13 protein-coding genes are annotated in these 17,261 nt (G+C 54.8%); 8 read left to right on the top strand and 5 right to left on the bottom strand.

All coding sequences use genetic code 11. The annotated features are described in order from the left end of the window. Positions 1-98 precede the first annotated feature (98 nt). Both Fuma_RS30860 and Fuma_RS30855 read left to right on the top strand, forming a co-directional pair. Positions 99-1,559: an IS66 family transposase gene (locus Fuma_RS30860; RefSeq protein ID WP_077022387.1), complete on the top strand. Its 1,461-nt coding sequence runs from the start codon at positions 99-101 to the stop codon at positions 1,557-1,559. Between the two features lie 398 nt (positions 1,560-1,957). Beyond that, positions 1,958-2,590, top strand: coding sequence for a peroxiredoxin-like family protein (locus Fuma_RS30855; RefSeq protein WP_083732448.1), 633 nt, complete (start codon positions 1,958-1,960; stop codon positions 2,588-2,590). A gap of 404 nt (positions 2,591-2,994) precedes the next feature. On the opposite strand, the gene Fuma_RS30850 is transcribed toward Fuma_RS30855, so the two are convergent. Next, entirely contained in the window at positions 2,995-4,551 is a 1,557-nt protein-coding gene (locus tag Fuma_RS30850; protein ID WP_077028661.1) for a mercuric reductase, read from the bottom strand. A 104-nt stretch (positions 4,552-4,655) separates the two neighbouring features. Then, entirely contained in the window at positions 4,656-5,483 is an 828-nt protein-coding gene (locus Fuma_RS30845) for a TVP38/TMEM64 family protein (protein ID WP_218922335.1), read from the bottom strand. A 618-nt stretch (positions 5,484-6,101) separates the two neighbouring features. On the opposite strand from Fuma_RS30845, the gene Fuma_RS30840 reads away from it, so the two are divergent. Together Fuma_RS30840 and Fuma_RS30835 are read left to right on the top strand one after the other, a co-directional pair. Further along, complete coding sequence (locus Fuma_RS30840; protein WP_158521193.1) at positions 6,102-6,890, top strand: DUF547 domain-containing protein; 789 nt, start codon at positions 6,102-6,104, stop codon at positions 6,888-6,890. Further along, positions 6,887-8,647 carry a hypothetical protein gene (locus Fuma_RS30835; RefSeq protein ID WP_077027503.1) on the top strand — a complete coding sequence of 587 codons (1,761 nt, stop codon included), beginning with the start codon at positions 6,887-6,889 and terminating at the stop codon, positions 8,645-8,647. The genes Fuma_RS30840 and Fuma_RS30835 overlap by 4 nt, the downstream gene beginning before the upstream one ends. Before the next feature lie 89 nt (positions 8,648-8,736). On the opposite strand, the gene Fuma_RS30830 is transcribed toward Fuma_RS30835, so the two are convergent. The 3 genes from Fuma_RS30830 to Fuma_RS35030 all read right to left on the bottom strand — a co-directional run bounded on the left by Fuma_RS30830 (position 8,737) and on the right by Fuma_RS35030 (position 14,381). After that, positions 8,737-11,598, bottom strand: coding sequence for a DUF1588 domain-containing protein (locus Fuma_RS30830; RefSeq protein ID WP_158521192.1), 2,862 nt, complete (start codon positions 11,596-11,598; stop codon positions 8,737-8,739). A 124-nt stretch (positions 11,599-11,722) separates the two neighbouring features. Next, positions 11,723-13,087 (bottom strand): DUF1552 domain-containing protein, encoded by a 1,365-nt coding sequence (locus Fuma_RS30825; RefSeq protein WP_077027501.1) that lies wholly within the window; start codon positions 13,085-13,087, stop codon positions 11,723-11,725. Positions 13,088-14,183: 1,096 nt separating this feature from the next. Next, positions 14,184-14,381, bottom strand: coding sequence for a hypothetical protein (locus Fuma_RS35030; RefSeq protein ID WP_145944473.1), 198 nt, complete (start codon positions 14,379-14,381; stop codon positions 14,184-14,186). Positions 14,382-14,385: 4 nt separating this feature from the next. On the opposite strand from Fuma_RS35030, the gene Fuma_RS30815 reads away from it, so the two are divergent. The 4 genes from Fuma_RS30815 to Fuma_RS30795 all read left to right on the top strand — a co-directional run bounded on the left by Fuma_RS30815 (position 14,386) and on the right by Fuma_RS30795 (position 16,995). Further along, positions 14,386-15,690 carry a DEAD/DEAH box helicase gene (locus tag Fuma_RS30815; protein ID WP_083732447.1) on the top strand — a complete coding sequence of 435 codons (1,305 nt, stop codon included), beginning with the start codon at positions 14,386-14,388 and terminating at the stop codon, positions 15,688-15,690. A gap of 90 nt (positions 15,691-15,780) precedes the next feature. Further along, the gene (locus tag Fuma_RS30810) at positions 15,781-15,975 is read left to right on the top strand and encodes a cold-shock protein (RefSeq protein WP_077028660.1); all 195 of its coding nucleotides are present in this window, start codon (positions 15,781-15,783) and stop codon (positions 15,973-15,975) included. Positions 15,976-16,173: 198 nt separating this feature from the next. Beyond that, positions 16,174-16,437 (top strand): RNA recognition motif domain-containing protein, encoded by a 264-nt coding sequence (locus Fuma_RS30805; RefSeq protein WP_077027498.1) that lies wholly within the window; start codon positions 16,174-16,176, stop codon positions 16,435-16,437. A gap of 276 nt (positions 16,438-16,713) precedes the next feature. Next, entirely contained in the window at positions 16,714-16,995 is a 282-nt protein-coding gene (locus Fuma_RS30795) for a hypothetical protein (protein WP_077027496.1), read from the top strand. Positions 16,996-17,261: the final 266 nt, after the last annotated feature.

Here is a 17,261-nt window from a genome sequence, read left to right as displayed (position 1 = left end):
AGCCCACACTTCAGCAACGTGTACCGCCAACAGTAGCTGTCCATTTCAGCTTGGAGACTGGTCTTTTTCTGTCGGTTAGATTTTGATACGACAGGTGGATGGACACGGATGTCAGTCAGATCATCGCTGTGGAAGTGAAGCAGCTTGTGCTTAGCCTGCAGCGTGAGGTTGCGGAGCTGCGGGACGAGAACCGGCGGCTGCGTGATCGGATTGAAGAGCTCGAAGGTAAGAACCCCACAGAGCGACTCGACGAGGCGTTTTCGGTGACGGCGGAAGAGAGACGCCGCGCTGAAACGGGCCGCCGAAAAGGTCGCAAAAAACAATCCTCGGCGCGTCGCGGTCGTCGCACAACCGAGCAGAAAGCGGACAACGCCGAACGACGCGAACTCATTCTGCCGGAAGGTTACAACGTCGCAGAGTGCCGTTTCGTTCGGGAACGTTTCGTCTGGAGAGTGATCAACGGCCAAGCCGTGCAGGTCGTCTATGAAATCTATCACGGCCCCAACGGCGAGAAATCCGAAATTCCGGGCGTGTGGCCGCGGTCCGAATTCGGCATTGAAGTTCATATCGCGCTGGCTCGCATTGTGACCATCACGGGACTGTCGATCGACAAGACGTGTGCATTGATTGAATTCTTCTGGAATCTGCCGCTCGGCAAATCCCAGGCGGACGCTCTGTTGAATCAACTGGCACGGCGTTGGGAACAGGAATTCGAATCTCTGTGTGACCTGATGGCGTTCAGTGCGATTGTGCATGCAGACGAAACCAGTTGGAGTATCAACAGCGTGTGGGCTTTTTTGTCGGAGAAGGCGCGCGTGCTGATCTTCGGATGCCGCAAAGACGGCGACACACTGGCTCAGATCCTGTCGAAAGAATTGTTTGGAGGCGTGCTTGTTTCGGACGATGCGGCCGTGTACCGAGGTTTCAGTCACGCACAGAAATGCTGGGCTCACCTGCTGCGGAAGGCCATCCGTCTGACGCTGCTGAAGCCGGACAACGAAGAGTACCAGCGACTGCTCGACGGCCTGCTGGAAATTTTCTACGCGGCCAAACGCCACGCCGCCGATGGTCGTCTTGGCGATGCCGGTCGTGCGGCGAAGGTCGATGAACTTGATAACACGCTGGCGGCTCTGCTGGTGCGTTACTGCGCCGAGGATTCCGATGTTCGGGCGGCCGACTTCGGCAAGGATTTTGACAACCTGGTCTCAGAACTGATTCGGCTGATGACGGAAGAGGAGTTGTTTTGTTTTGTGACAAGCCCGGCCGCGCCAGCAACGAACAACGAAGCGGAACGCAGTCTTCGCGGCGCGGCCATGGACCGTCGCACAGGTCGAACGAGCAAAACATCGAAGGGAGCCCGTCGCCGCAGCATTCTTACAAGCGTCCTGGAATCGCTGAATCTCCATCTGAAAACACCAACGCTCAGTTCCGTGGTGGCCGAGGTCATGACGTGGCAGCAGGATGGATTCAGTCTGTTTGATCGACTGAAACTTGAAGTCGGCCTGACCTCCGCGCCGCCCGGTCAGTCGCGACTGTCCAAACTCGTCCCCGCCAACTGAACACCACACCTCACGCTGCGCACCACGCGGAAATGGACAGCTACCCGCCAACACCTTCCGTTGTCGAGTAGTCCGGCCTGCCGCACGGAAGACGGACTTCGCCAACGTTACTTACGACTCGTTTGTGAGTTTCTATCGTTGTCTGCGATCAATCGACGCGATACCTGAGGCCCCTTCGACGTGTGCAATGGCTCACAAAAAAAAGGACGCCGAGAGTCTCACACGGTCTACGGAGCGTGCCAGTCTCCTTTCCCAACTTTACCGAGAAGGTTCAACGCTTCGCTCTATCAAGACTCGCCGCAGAATTGAAATATCACGAAGCCGATTCGCTCGCCTCGCTTAGACTGCTAAACTCTGACTGAGCCTGCGTCATCACGAACTCGTATTGGAACAGTACAATGTTGAAGACACTGCTTCTTTCTCTTGGCTGCGCGATCCTGTTGACCGCGCCCGGCAAAGCGATCGCAGAAGAGCCCCCGATTGCTGCTGCGGCTGACAAAACATCGCCGCTGAAGGTGGGCGAACAGGTTTCTGATCTGAAACTCAAAAACGCGTCCGGCGAAGAAGTCACGCTCGCATCTTTGTATGAGAAGCAACCTGTGGTGCTGGTCTTCTTTCGTGGCGGATGGTGCCCGATTTGCTCTCGCCACACCGGCGAACTTATCAAGGCCTATCCTGAGATGAAGAAGCTCGGTGCTGAGATGGTTGGCATCAGTCCGGACTCGGTCGAAAGCTCAAAAGCGAATGTCGACAAAAACTCGATTGTGTTCCCGATCCTGTCCGATTCTGATGTCAGTGCTGCACGTGCGTTTGGACTCGCGTTCATTGTCGACGATGCCACAATCACAAGGTACAAGGAATTTGGAATCGATCTCGAAAAAGCGTCCGGCCAGAACCATCATGCGTTACCGATTCCCGCCGTCTACATCGTGGACAAAACCGGCAAGATCGCCTTCGCCCACAGTAATCCCAATTATCACCAGCGGCTGGACACAAAAACGATCATCGCGCAGCTGAAGAAAATTGAGTAATACGGGCCACTGCCGACGTCGCACAAATCCTGGCGAATCAGTGATGGCGGAATGCGACAAACAATCCGCCTTTAGCCCACTCCGGTGAACCAGTCGGCGATGCGAAGAAGGCAATCGGATCTTTGAAGCGTTGACTGGTCGGCGACATATTCGATCACGTCGCCAAGGCATTCACGTGTAATCCGCATTACCTGCAACCAACAGTCATTCGATTCAACGACGATCGTGCGGACTGCAGCGATAAGAAGCAGGTCGCGAAAACTCGCCGCACTGATTACTCCCTAAATTTCCATTTGCACGACCACGACAACAACCGTGTCGTAAACAAAACGACTACGGGCGATGCCGTCCAGCAACACGCTTCATCATGGGGCAGGGTAGTAGTTGCAAATTCTTGAGAGGCTTCAGGCACCAACATTTAGTCGGCGCAGCAGGTTCAGAACTTTGCGAGCCAGCGGGGTCAGCTTTGTCCGATTGATCTGGTCGCCAAGTTTTCGAATCGCTTCGGCCTGAGTTGGATAGGGGTGAATAGCGGAGGCGATCTTCGACAGGCCTACCTTGCTGGTCATCGCGACGGTGATTTCGGAAATCATGTCGCCTGCGTTCTCCGCGACGATGGTGGCACCGACAATTTCGTCGGTTCCCTTCTTCGTGTGAACTTTGACGAAGCCTTCGTCCTGGCCTTCCAAAATCGCACGATCGACATCCGCGAACTCCTGAATGTACGTATCGATCTCAACACCCGCATCTTTCGCGTCGTGTTCGTACATGCCCACGTGAGCGATCTCCGGCGATGTATATGTCGCCCAGGGAATGATCAGATCACTGGCCTTCTTCTTGCCAAACGGGCCCACAGCAAACAGAGCATTCTGAATCACGATGCGCGCTTGAAAATCGGCAGCGTGCGTAAACTTGTACTTGGAACAGATGTCACCAGCAGCATAGATCCGCGGATTCGTCGTTTGCAGATTGTCGTTCACTTCAATTCCCGGCCGATCGTATTTGACATTCACCGCTTCCAGATTCAGCCCATCCGTGTTGGGAGCTCGCCCGACTGCGATGAGTAGCTGGTCGACAACCGTGTCACTCGGCACGCCGTTCTGCACTGCGGATACGCAGATCTTTCCATCGTCCGTCGGCTTGACCGCCATATTGTTGCTGTTGAGCATCAGGTGAACGCCATCACGTTCGAATTGCTTCTGCACAACAGCAGCAGCGTCCGCATCTTCGCGTGTCAGGATATGCCCGTCCCTTTCGAACAGAAAAACCTCACTGCCAAATCGAGCGAACGACTGAGCCATTTCGCTGCCGATAGGACCGCTGCCGACAATGCCGAAGCGTTGAGGCAACTCGGTCAGCGAGAACAGGTTTTCATTGGTTAGATAGTCGACGGAGTCAAGCCCCGGGATCGGCGGTGCCGAAGCACGAGCCCCCGTGGCGATGACGGCTTTCTTAAACTTCAGCGTGCTGACTGACCCATCTTTCTGGGTCACCGTGACGGTGTTTTCGTCGACAAACGTTCCCTGACCGAAGTACACGTCGATGCCCATGTCCGCAAAGCGTTGCGCCGAATCGTTCGGGCTGATTTTGGTGCGCAGTCGCCGCATGCGTTCCATCGCTTTACCGAAATCGAACGTCACATCAGGGGGTACGTTGACGCCGAAAAGTTCCGCGTCGCGAACGGTGGCGGCAACTCGAGCGGCTCGGATGATGCCCTTTGATGGTACGCACCCCACGTTTAAGCAGTCACCCCCCATCAGCTCGCGTTCGATCAACGCCACGCGAGCTCCCAAGCCCGCAGCTCCGGCCGCAGTCACCAATCCGGCTGTGCCCGCTCCGATGACCACAAGGTGGTAGGGCTTGTCGGGTGTGGGATTCTTCCAGTCCGGCGGATGGACGCTGGCTTCCAATTCCTGGTTATGTTTGTCGTACGGTGTGAGCTGGACGAGTTCGTGTTTCATGGATTCAGCAATTTCGTGTTCTGCCGACGTGGTGGATTCGATGGTGGCGGTCATTGTATCTTCCTCTTGAACGGCCTGATGCTGCTATTGACGGCAAAGGGGAATTAGTGCGCTGCGGGCGGACTGAATGGCGTCTGCTTCGCATTCGATTTGGAACGAACATCGGTGGATGCCATCTTCAACCTGTCTGGTTGACTGCGTGAAAGCCGGTTCATGGCAAACCGAACGATCAGCGGAAACGATCCGAGCATCACGAACGCGGCGACAATTTGCGTCATCTGAGTCGGCGTGAAGACGGCTCCGATGCCTTTGTCGGCCAGAGTCTGCAGGTATGGAACGCTTGCCCCCGCGTACACGTAGACCGCTGTTCCCGCGACCATTCCCAGCTGACTCACCCACCAAAATGTTCGCGTTCGAATCGGCGTCAGCCCCATCACGGCGTTGATCACGAAGAAGGGAACGGCGGGGATCAATCGCAGTGTGAACAGAAAGAACGGACCTTCTTTCTCCAGCGATTCGTTAAAATTCGCCAGTCGTTCTCCGAACCGATTTTGGATCGCATCGCGAAACAGGAAACGACTCAGCAGAAACGCCACTGTGGCTCCCGCCGTCGATGCGAAACTGACCAGAACCAGTCCGCGAGCGAACCCGAAATACCAACCGAACACCAGCGTCAGAACCGCCGCGCCGGGCAGTGACAGTCCGGCCACGAGCACGTAAACCAGAAAGGCGGCCCCGTAAACCACCACCGGTTGAGATTGCTGGAAGCTACGAAGTTCAGCTTCCTGACGAGCCAGGTTCTGCAACGACAGCGACTCGCCGAACTGTGTATAGGCGACGCCGACGATGACGGCCACCACCGTGAGAACCAGTAGCTTCTTTCCGGTTCCAGCCGACGAGCGGGGATTTTCTTGAGGTGCCTGAGTGCCCACAACTGAACTCCAGTGAATCGAGGGTTGAAACTGTTTTTGAGGCGTGATGCTGCAGACTTGCAACCCAAAACGTGGCATGCTTTCCGACCGTGGCCTCCGGAATGTTCTGAAGACGGAGGCACTTCGGAAACCTTAACGTTGATTCTACGAATACCGTTGACGCCGTATGATCCCGTCGAACCATTCGATTTCGGTGGGCTGCTCTACAGTGCCAGACATCGTCGAGTTCACTTACCCCTGACACTTAAGATCCGTGCGAACAGGCTCCTTCCGACATTTTGCGAATCACGCAAAACTGAGTTGAATTGATGTAAGGTGCATTCCACTCTGCCGTCTTCGCTGCAACTGGCTGCAGCACACGAACTGAGCCACAAATGTGCCAGCCCCTTCTCGCCCGTCCGAAGGCATCCGCCACAGGTAATCGTCATGTCCAATCACGCTTCAACGAGCCAGCAGATGGACTCCTCAAAGCAGACGCCGGCAACGCGCAAACCCGTTAGTTCTTCCGAGACCACAACCGCTGAAGCTGATCAAATCAGTGGTCGGCAAGTTTCACGCACCTCTAGAAACGGGATTCTATTCCTGTTGATCACAGCGGTTGGTGTGGGAGTCCTGCATGTGAAATTTGACATCTTCAATTCACTGGCCGTTCAATTCCTCGGGCCACCGCAGGTAGAACTAAGCGAAGCCTATGCGAACACGGAAACGACTCACCAATTCGACCATTCAATCCTTAATAATTTGCTTCAGCAGAATGTAGACGCCGATGGCTGGGTTGATTACTCCGGCATCAATTCGTCGGTTGGCAACCTCGACGCCTATCTTGATTTGATCGCTAAGGCAGACATGAACACATTCGGGCGGGATGACCGTTTGGCATTTTTGATCAATGCCTACAACGCGTTCACTCTGAAGTTGATTGTTGATAACTATCCGCTGGAATCGATCAAGGATATTCCGGCAGATCAACGTTGGGATGCAGTCAGGTGGAATCTGGCCGGGCAGACCGTCAGCTTGAGTCAGATTGAACACGAACTGATCCGACCAAACTTTGCAGAACCGCGCATCCATTTCGCTCTGGTCTGCGCGGCCATCGGTTGCCCACCATTGCTGAACGAAGTCTATTCGGGTGATCGTTTGGAAGAACAATTGTCGCGGCAAACTTCCTACGTGCACCAGCACGCGACGTGGTTTCAGTTCGATAGCGGCAGCTCAGATTTGAAACTCACACAGCTATACAACTGGTACGGCGGCGGCTTTGAGCAATCCGAGGGGTCGGTGCTGGCCTTTGTGTCGCAGCAGGTTCCTGAGCTAAAACAGGCGATCACTTCGAACGGCAACCCCAGCATCAAATGGCTTACCTACGACTGGAAGTTGAACGACGTTGCCAACCGAGAAGTTCGATGAGTGTCAAACGATTGCCTCGGTGCGTTTGGGTGTTGGGCGGTACCGGGTTTGTCTCATGGTGGCTGTATGTCGCGATCGTCTGGCTGAGTCGCGGATTCCGCTACGGAACACCGGGCCCGGACAGGCCGTTGCTAGTTGTGCTTTGCGTTCTGGCGGCGTTGTTCGGGCTCTATGTTTTCCAGGTCTGGTATGCAACACGTCGATGTGCAGCGAGCGGGGCTGCGATGCCAGTCATTGCCGTCTTCGCTATTACGTTTCGTATTCTGTTGCTGTTCAGCGACCCTATTCAGGAAGTCGACGCCTATCGCTATCTGTGGGACGGAAAGGTAGCCGCGGCAAGTGTCAGCCCTTTCAAATACAGCCCGGAACAGGTTCTCACTGCGAGTGCTCAAGACGGCGATGCTGCAGAGGACCTGAGAAGGCTTGTGGAACTGCGTGACCGATCCGCTGCCAACACGGAAATTCTGCGACGCGTTCACTTCGGGGAGCTGACGACCGTGTACCCGCCCGTGAGTCAGCTTGTCTTCACAGCAGCCGCCTGTGTGACTCCGCATTCGGCATCCGTACAAACTCAGCTGTTGGTGATGAAGTCAATTGTCGTTGCGTTTGACCTTGCGACATTCTGGCTATTGATCGCACTACTAAAGTTCGTTGGGCGGCCCGCGGAATGGTCTATCGCCTATGCGTGGTGTCCGCTGGTGATGAAAGAATTTGCCAACAGCGGGCACCTGGATTCCATCGCCGTGTTCCTGACCATCGCCACAGTTTACTGTGCCGTCCGAGCCTTCTATCCGCCGCCCGGCACGAAGAATCATAGCGCCACCTTCGAATACCGACTTTCCTCGCGGCAATGGACATTTCTGGCAGCGGTCGCACTATCGCTTGCCGTCGGAGCGAAGATCTATCCGATCGTGTTGGCTCCACTTTTGTTCTTCTCTGCGTGGCGTAAAGTCGGCCGCGTAGCTGCGCTATCCGCAAGAATCGTCGTCCTTACGCTGTCTGCGTTGATGATCACACCAATGCTGTCTCGCGACAAACCTGAGCCGGAACAAGTGGTCAACACGTTCGATGAATCGCCGCCGCTTCCACCGGTCCCAACGTTGCCAGCGACAACGTCACCTCCGAAACCGTCAACGCCGGGTATCGATCCCACCAAAACGGGTCTGTCCGCATTCGCCGGTCAGTGGCAAATGAATGATTTCTTGTTCCTGCTGGTGTCCGAAAACTTGAAGGGACCAGTTAAAAGGCCAACACCCTGGTTTGTCATTGTCCCGCTGGAATGGAGAGAAAACTTCATCACCTTCGTTGCCCAACGAACGTCTTTGCACCGCAGCCAGATTCCATTCCTCGCCGCTCGACTGGTGACAGGCGCCGTCTTCATCATGCTGGCGCTAGGGTTTGCCTGGCGAGGCATGAAATCTGATTGCGCCGAAGACTGGCTTCGCGCCGTTTTTCTGACCATCGCCTGGTTCTGGCTGTTGCAGCCGACTCAGAATCCATGGTACTGGACATGGGCATTGCCATTTATTCCGTTTGCTCGTTCGCGAGCCTGGCTGGCGGTGTCGGGACTTGTACTGCTGTACTACGCTCGCTTCTGGTTTTCCTACCACGCTGCCGAAACGCAAGTCCTCGGCACACCCTACGTTGGCGTCACGTTCTTCGACTACGTCGTCACGTGGATCGAATACTGCCCGTGGTTCGTCTGGCTGGCATGGACGTCCGCCACTCGCTCATATAGACACAATGTAGTTCGATGAATCACGGGGGCGTCACAGGTTGGCGGACTGGTGGAATCGTTCGAACAAAAATCGACGGCCCGCACATCACAATTGGCCCGCGTTAACCGTCAAAGAGCCTGAAACCGTTTGCTGCGAATCACTTCTTTTATCAGAGTCTGCAAACGAAAATTGTCGGTTGCGGCTTTGGCCAGGATGTCTTCAACCTCCAGTGTGTCGGCTGGTGTAAGTTCCTGTGCGAGTGCAAATCGCAACAGGTGTTTTGTGAAGGCTTTAGCGAAGCGATGCTGTTCTTTCACGACCGCCGACTTAAAGCTGATCGCTTCGGCAAAATTGTGCTTTCTCATCAGCGTGCCGCTGGCATCCACTTCGCGACCGTTCGCGTACACGTCACGCCAGCGTCCGGTGATGTCGAAGTTTTCCAATGCGAATCCGAGCGGATCGAGTTTCGTATGGCAGCCCGCACAGGACTCGTTGTCGCGATGAGCGGCAAACCGCTCGCGAATGGTCAGGTCTTTGCCCCCGGCATCCTCGTTCAAAGGTGGAATATCGTTGGGCGGCGGGTCCGGTGGATCGTTAAAAATCACCTCAATCACCCACACACCACGAGCAACCGGATGCGTACGCTTTGGGCCTGACGTCATACTCAGCATGGCCGCGTTGGTGATGATTCCGCCGTACCTCGGATCACGGATGGGGACTCGATGAAACTCGCGAGCCTGAAGCATCGCACGGAGCTGGTCGTCGTACTGGTGCTGAGCCGCTTGGACAACGGATGCGGGATCGAGATTCGCCGGCACCTGCTTCAACTCTTCGCGACGAACCGCCAGAGCAGCGACCAATTGATCACGCCGCATTCTCTGATCCGGAGTCATCGCCGCGACCACATCGTTGGTCGTGACAAACGTGCCGCGTGCTGCTGCGGCGGCTTCGACTTCGTCGACCGTCAACGCACGATCATACAACCGTGCCTGATCGATACTGACGGCAAGATTCCGGTTGCCGCCCGGAGGAAGATGCCGCAGGCCAAACATGACGTTCGTTACGTCGCGAGGAAACGTGACGTGACCCTTCTGATACGGCTGGCCGTAGGGATGTCCGTTGCGGTACAGAGTCTTGGTTCCATCTTCCTGGTACACCATCACCAGATGCAGCAGATCGTCCGCGACGGTCTCTTCATACGCGTCGACAATGTCTTCGGTGCGTTCAAAGCCATTGCTGCCGGACATCCAACGCAGGTTCTGCCGTTCGCCCAAAACGATGGTTTCGAACAGCCCGCCGGTCACCTGAAGCCCCATCAAACCACCGCCGCGCTGCTGCAACGTTTTTAACTGAAACCAAACTTCCATCGTCTTCGCGTTCAAGTCGATGGGCAGCGGCTTGCTGAGCAAATGAGCTCCGTCCAAAACAACCCGCCCATCGCGAAATTGAATCTCGCCGTGAGCCGTCAGGTCCAGACCCCGCACGGACTCGGTCAAATCGCCGTTAAAATCCCAGTTCGCGTAAGGCTTCAGATCCACCGGCGGTCGAACAGAGCCCGAGATCTGGCGTTCCTTCAACACAGCCGCACGGACGGGATCGACCAGTTGGCGGCGTTCTGTTTCCAGGCCGGCGATGGCTTCCTGCAATTCACGTCGTCGCGTGTCCTTTCGCTGGTTCTCAACGTTGATCGCCGCCACATCGACTGGCGGCGGAGACAATTCGCTGTGATACCAGGTCTTCAGAAATTCGCTTTGGTAAGCGAAGTCAGGAGCCAGCAAATCGGCAATCGGTCGATTTTCAACGAACACGGTGTCAAACAACAACAGCGGTTCCAGCACCATCTGCACACTTGCCGGTAGCCCGGGTGTGAGCGAGAAGTAGCGATTGATCGCTGGATCGGGAGTGACCGCAAGCGCGTTTTCCAACTGCATCCATTGGGAGGGAAACGAATCCAGGAACCGCTCAATCTTTCGGTCCGCCAACATCCGTGCGATGGTCTGGTCAAGGATTTTTGGATCAGAAAGCTGCCCCGTTGCGGCAAGCTGTAACAGGGTTTCATCCGGACAACTGCCCCACAGAAAATACGACAGCCGCGACGCGAGCACAAATGGTTGTTCAGACGGATCGCTTGCAGGCGATCGATACAAAAACAAAGGCGACGACAACGCCGCAGCGGCGACCTTTTTCATGCCATTCGAGAACGACATCTCGGCATCGATTTTTGCAATCGCGTAGGTGGTGTACCGACCAATCGTTTCGTCGTCGACCGGGCCTCGGAAAGCCATACGCAGGAACTTCGCCAATCGTTGTCGAACAACTCCGTCGCGATTGTTTTGATCAGCCGGTTCTACAAAGAAGTCGTTCCAGATGCCCACAGTCTGTTCATTAAACTGCGGGCTTTCCATGATCGAAACACTGAGCTGCAAAAACGCATCCAGCAACAGCGGCGACAACGTCAATTGGCTCGCTTGATTGTCGAAACCATGTTCCGCTCGCAGGTCCTTCGGAAACGGATTGACACCTTCCATTCCCGGCAGTGGCTGTAGTGAATGCGACGCCACCTGAACCGAATCCGGCATTTGCATTTCGCTGGCGTTCGGCTTCCTGTCGTGCAGATAGTTATGATGACGAGTCATCAGCTTTTCCGGCAATGGAAAAATGTCGCGATCAAGCTGGAATAAATCTCGCACGGTATTGTTGTACTGAAAACGATTCAGCCGACTGACCGGGACATCTGGTCGCGGCGCATGTTCGGTTGCCTTCCGCAGCATGATCTTTAGCGAAGTCACCGCCTGCGTTTGTTGCTTCGGTTCCAATCCCGGTTCTCCATCCGGCGGCATGGCACCGCTGGAGACCGCATCCAACACTTTGTCGATCCATGCGGGGCGAGCAAGTAAATCGTCTGCCGTGGCCAGTTTATCGAAGTCGATGTCGGCGTTTGCTTCGTCAGCTCCGTGACAACCCTGGCAATGCTGCTGAAACAACGGCATCAGTACTTTTTCAAAAGCCTGATCTTCAGCCCGTGATATGTTGCACACGAGGAAAAACAGACAAGCGACAGCGCAACAACGATTCATCATCAACATTCGATGGCCTTCGAAGTTCAGATGGAGACTATGTCCACAAGTCGGAAATCACGCCGGTGCTGTCGGCGTACGAGTCCATCTCCACACCCATCAATTGGGCAAATGTCAGCCAGAGATTTGAATTCAGCGTCCCGCTTGGCAATTTGATGAACCGCCCCTGCTTGATTTGCCCCTGAGCCTTTCCGGCAACCATCATCGGCAGATCGTAATACTGATGCGTCGCACCGTCGCCCAGACCGGCTCCGAAAGCGACCAGCGAATTATCCAGCATCGAACTGCCGTCGGTTTCTTTCATCTCTTTCATTCGCTGAATCAGATAGGCGTACTGCTGCATATGGAACACGTCAATCTTCTGCAGATCTTTGTAGCCGTCGCCTTTTTGGTTATGAGTCATGTTGTGATGCTGGACGGGCTGGTCGAAGACACCTTCGTACATCAAAGTCGCATCCCAACGTTCCGGCCCCAGCATGAACGTGCAGATGTTGGTGATGCCCATCTGAAAGGCCAGCAACATCAGGTCCATCTGCAGACGAATGTATTCACCCCGAGGCAGCACTTCGTTTTTGGGGACTTTCACATCCACTGTCGACAACATGCGTTCCATTTTTTTGATCCGCAATTCAATGCCGCGAACCATCTCCATAAACTCATTCAGAGTATGACGATCCTCGTTGGCCAGCTTTCGATGCAATGTCTTCGCATCCGCCAATACTAAATCGGTGACATCCCCGACGTGTTGGCGATAACTTTCACGCAGAAACAGTCGGTCATACAGTTTTTGAGGTTCCCGGATTGATGGTGCGATTTGGCCGGGACCGTACCAGGAAATATTGTCGAACTCGATCGGCTCCTTCGGTGCTGTGAAGCCGTTGCAACTGATTTCCAGAGTCCTGAACACCGTTGAGCGACCGACTGCATCGCCGATCACCTGATCCAGCGTCCGACCATTGGGATGGGCGATCCCTTGCTCGGTGGCCTGTTCCGGAGACAAGCTGGTCAGATAACACGACGCTCCCTGAGCGTGCACATCCTGCCCGTCCTTGTAGGTTCGGTCGAGTCCCGTGATCAACGACAGATCATTCACGTGATCCGCCAGCGGCTGCATCGTCTCCGTCAGTTCGATCGGATAGAAACCCGGCTTGTGCTTAAACCGCCGCTGGTTTTTGATTTTGTCCGCTTCGAAATTGCCGATAAAATCCGGAACGTCAGCGTTTTCTTCGCCCGGAAAGAAACACCGTCGCACAATTCCGTTGGGCAGGTAAACAATCACCATTTTCTTGCTGGGCTTGCCGACCTTAGCCGACGTTCCATCCGCCCACGCAAGCGACGGCAGGAAAGGCAGCACACACGCGCCACCATTAATTCGCAAGAAGCTGCGACGAGAGACATTCATGTTAGGTCCTCAGGGGGCGGGCAAATTGAGGGCAGGTAGGCAGTGAACCAATATCGCTTGAGTTCGCACAAATTCCTATGGGAACTCGGAGCTCGCTCATCCTGCTACTCTACTGCGGTTTGCACCCAATTCCTATTGGTCAGAAAAATGTCTGATAAAATCGGGCTGCCAATTCATGTTTGCCAATCTGTTGGGCGGCAGTGTGCCAGCTGGGGCAAGCACCAATAGAAGACCGCGATTTGTGATGAGCCGAATCGCGGGACTGCAGGGCCTTGATGGCTGAAGTGCTCAAGTACATCAATCCGTTCGACGCTGCTTCGACTAACGTGTTCCCTTCCTGCGAAGAACCGCGTGATAACGAAGAATACTGCTGCGGCCAACAAGTGGGTAAAACAGGGACGGCTTCTGAGAGCCACGTGTTAAGCAGCCCCTTCCGTCGAACGAAAGTTCCGGCCGAAAGAAAAGCTGTTCATAATCCGCACGCTGGGCAGGGCTTATGGACGGTGACAGAAGTTTGACGCACATGTCGGCCAGTTGGCGCTGTGGTCTCGCCGATTACAGACTATACTACGGTTAGTTGAAACAAGGATTCGACCTGACTCAGCTGTTCAGTTCTTCCCTGGAAGATGAATCGCTCAAGTGAAGTGGCCACCTCAAGCTGGCTCTTCAGGCACACCCATCGAAGTTATCGTTCTTCGCTCAGCGTTGTTCTGCAACGCCTTGCACTCGGTGATCCTCGGAACTTTCTTTGTTTGCTCGGGCAATAAATCGTCCGGCACGCCCTCACTTTGATGGCGAACTCTGTCTGCACATTTCCTTTGTGCAGCTGAGTTAAAGGAACTCATTCCTGCAGGTATTCTTTGCAAATTGCAATCATTCAGCCCAGTGCGGCCACGCTTTCTCTTCTCGCTTACAGCATCGCAGCTGATGATCTTGAGGCCCTAACCTCACGATCTCCCCTTTCGGTTAAGGACTCCGCTACGAATCCTGCCCGTCCAGCTTCCGGACCTCGACGTTCCAAAACGAGCAGCTTACGAGCTGTTGGATAGCGGGTTCGTCAGCATCAACTGCGCCTTTGCCATTGAATCTTCGCGGCTTACTGGGCGAGCAGTTCCCGACGACTTGCGATCGCCGCACTCGCCTGAAGTTCTGCGCGTTCGTATTCCCAGACCGCACGTCCGACCGGAACACCCATTTGCATCAGCATCGACAGCTGTCGCATAGGCCGAACCGTTGGCGAGCTTCCCGCATGGCGGACTACTGCCTGCACACACACACCAGTTAAAGAAAACATTACGTTGACGAAATTTGAAGACCTCTCTTTGATTGAGCCGATTGCGAAGGCTCTGCGAGAAGCAAACTACACAACACCAACTGCCATTCAGGCGAAAACAATTCCGCACGCGCTCAATCAACGCGACGTGCTCGGTTGTGCTCAGACAGGAACAGGAAAGACAGCAGCGTTCGCATTGCCGATCCTGAATGCTCTGGGTAATCAGAACCAAAAAGCGGTTCCGAACCAGCCGCGCGCACTTGTGCTGGCCCCCACGCGAGAACTGGCGAGCCAGATCGAAAGCAGCTTTGCACAGTACGGCCAGTATCTGCCATTGCGAACTTGTGTAATCTACGGCGGCGTCAGTCAGCACAAGCAGGTCCGCGCGTTGGCTCGCGGAATGCACATTGTGGTCGCAACACCCGGTCGTCTGTTGGACCTGATTGCACAGGGGCACATAGATCTCTCACGCTTATCGTTCTTTGTTCTGGACGAAGCTGACCGCATGCTGGATATGGGATTTCTGCCCGACATCAATCGAATCATTTCTATGTTACCAAAGCAACGACAGTCACTCTTCTTTTCTGCAACCGTTGCGCCACCGATTGTGAAGCTGGCAAAGAAGCTACTAAAGAACCGGCCGATTGGTGTGAACGTCACGCCGAAGAAAACCAGCGTCGCGAAAATCACTCAGGAAGTGATTCACACGGAGTCGCGCAACAAGCATCAGCTTCTCAAGCGACTCCTCACACGTTCCGTCGTCGATCGCGCGATGGTGTTTACGCGAACCAAACGCGGTGCGAACGTCGTTGCTCAGGCGCTACGAGACGCAGACGTCGCGGCGACGGCTATTCATGGAAACAAGTCTCAGAACGCTCGTGAGCGAGCACTGTCAGACCTCCGCGAAGGGAAGATCACTGTCCTCGTCGCAACGGACGTGGCTTCACGAGGCATCGACATTGAAGGCATCACTCACGTTGTGAACTTCGACCTCCCGCGCGAACCGGAAGCGTACGTTCATCGCATCGGCCGGACGGGCCGAGCCGGTCGCGAAGGTATAGCAATCGCCTTCTGCACACCTGCCGAACGCAGCGAATTGAAGGCCATCGAGCGGCTCATTGGGCACAAACTACCAGTCGGCGAAAACGGAGCTTCTGAACCCACAACGACACTTCAGCGACCGAGCAACAGCGGCTCGCACGCCGCGAAGAAAAAACAAAGCAGGCCCAAATCGGACAACGGACAAACAGCATCAGCGCAACCCGCCGCAAGGCGTTCGCGGCACACACGACGTCGTACGCGAAACCCAACCGCGGTGGCAACGAAGTAACTATTGATACAACGACGAACAGTTTTTTGTGTTCACAAGGCCGAACGTTTCAGCCGAGTGATCACTATTCTTGAAAGTGAAGTGAAGATAATGGCAGAAGGTACAGTCAAACGAATTACAGACCGAGGTTTCGGCTTCATCGCGACAGACGAAGCACAGGACATGTTCTTCCACTGCTCAAACGTGGACGGCGAATTCGAGAGTCTCCAGGAAGGCCAGCGCGTGTCCTACAGCGTCGGCAGCGGCCCGAAAGGCCCTCGCGCGGAGAACGTACGCAGCCTGTAGCACATTGAGTCACACGACTCGAACAAAATCAGAGTGTGGGAGCCGTTAGTTGCTGCCACACTCTTTATTTGAACGCTCAGCAGTTTTGCGGAGCGTCAACCAACCACAGTCGCCGTTGTCGACCTTTCTTCACGCCGCATTGGTGTTTCGCGGAACGGCTGGCTTCTTCTTACAACCTCCATTTACGAGAGAATTGACATGACAAATATTTACGTAGGCAACCTTGCTTATCAGACCTCATCGACTGACCTGGAAGACGCCTTTGGCGAATTTGGGGACGTGTCCAGGGCAGCGGTCGTTTCAGACCGCGAGAGCGGACGTTCAAAAGGGTTCGGCTTCGTCGAGATGCCAAATGATGGCGATGCACAGTCAGCCATTGATGCAATGAACGATCGGGACCTGGATGGTCGCAACCTGAAAGTTAACGTTGCCAAACCTCGCGAGCAGCGAACTCGCAATTAGTGACAATTTGCCGCTGACGCTTCTGGAACTGCAGTGTTTCAGAAACTCGCACCGGCATTCTGAACGGCGCGACTCAAAGCCAACAACTTTTCGCGGACGCGTCGAATCAACGAATCAAGAACGAATCAAGAACGAATCTGACGTCAGCAGGACTGCTTTCCACAACATACTGGTTGCTGCAATGCGCGTCGAAATCGGCGGAGGGTGAACTTCAATGTTCAGCCCCTGCCGCACTCACAATCTTACTTAGACTCTCGAATTGAACAGAGACCGCCAATGTTGAAGATCACAAAATCCGCATGGAATCGCTTGACGAAAATTCAATCCAAAAGACCAGAGATCTCAGCCTTCCGGCTGACGCATAAGGACGGGATCGTGAAATGCCGGAAAGGCGTTTGCAAGCCGGATGATCAGGTGATTGAGCAATCCGGCACGCCAACATTGCTCATGACCCCCACCGTTGCATCAGACCTCAGTCAGGAAACGCTGCACGCTCCCAAAACCGGTCGTGGCCGCCGCCTTCGTCTGAAGTCGACTCCCGGAATCCCCAAAACCTAGTCGTCCTGTTCAGGTGTCTCGGCGTGCTGGCACTTGCGACATTGTCGCGCCGCACGCCGATGCATTTTCAGGGACCCCTTGAAAGCAGAATTTGTCCTGCCGCGAATACTTTCCGGATAGTATTCGTGCCCTGCTGTTGAGTCGGATCTAAGAACGAATATAGACGGCCTGCCACGGTAACTTCCGTGCCACGGCAATGAACATTGGCGCTGATCGCCCGTGTGGTTGTGCATCTTCCATCACTGGACGCTGGCTGACGATTGACG

The organism is Fuerstiella marisgermanici (assembly GCF_001983935.1).
Lineage (GTDB): Bacteria > Planctomycetota > Planctomycetia > Planctomycetales > Planctomycetaceae > Fuerstiella > Fuerstiella marisgermanici.
This window is presented reverse-complemented; position numbering and strand designations above follow the sequence as displayed.

What these genes read in the sequence shown, in the direction of transcription:
- Fuma_RS35030 (WP_145944473.1), bottom strand. Translation starts at nt 14,381, where the DNA reads ATGTTTTCTTTAACTGGTGTGTGTGTGCAGGCAGTAGTCCGCCATGCG.
- Fuma_RS30860 (WP_077022387.1), top strand. Translation starts at nt 99, where the DNA reads ATGGACACGGATGTCAGTCAGATCATCGCTGTGGAAGTGAAGCAGCTT.
- Fuma_RS30810 (WP_077028660.1), top strand. Translation starts at nt 15,781, where the DNA reads ATGGCAGAAGGTACAGTCAAACGAATTACAGACCGAGGTTTCGGCTTC.
- Fuma_RS30795 (WP_077027496.1), top strand. Translation starts at nt 16,714, where the DNA reads ATGTTGAAGATCACAAAATCCGCATGGAATCGCTTGACGAAAATTCAA.
- Fuma_RS30850 (WP_077028661.1), bottom strand. Translation starts at nt 4,551, where the DNA reads ATGAAACACGAACTCGTCCAGCTCACACCGTACGACAAACATAACCAG.
- Fuma_RS30805 (WP_077027498.1), top strand. Translation starts at nt 16,174, where the DNA reads ATGACAAATATTTACGTAGGCAACCTTGCTTATCAGACCTCATCGACT.
- Fuma_RS30830 (WP_158521192.1), bottom strand. Translation starts at nt 11,598, where the DNA reads ATGCCGTTGTTTCAGCAGCATTGCCAGGGTTGTCACGGAGCTGACGAA.
- Fuma_RS30835 (WP_077027503.1), top strand. Translation starts at nt 6,887, where the DNA reads ATGAGTGTCAAACGATTGCCTCGGTGCGTTTGGGTGTTGGGCGGTACC.
- Fuma_RS30825 (WP_077027501.1), bottom strand. Translation starts at nt 13,087, where the DNA reads ATGAATGTCTCTCGTCGCAGCTTCTTGCGAATTAATGGTGGCGCGTGT.
- Fuma_RS30855 (WP_083732448.1), top strand. Translation starts at nt 1,958, where the DNA reads ATGTTGAAGACACTGCTTCTTTCTCTTGGCTGCGCGATCCTGTTGACC.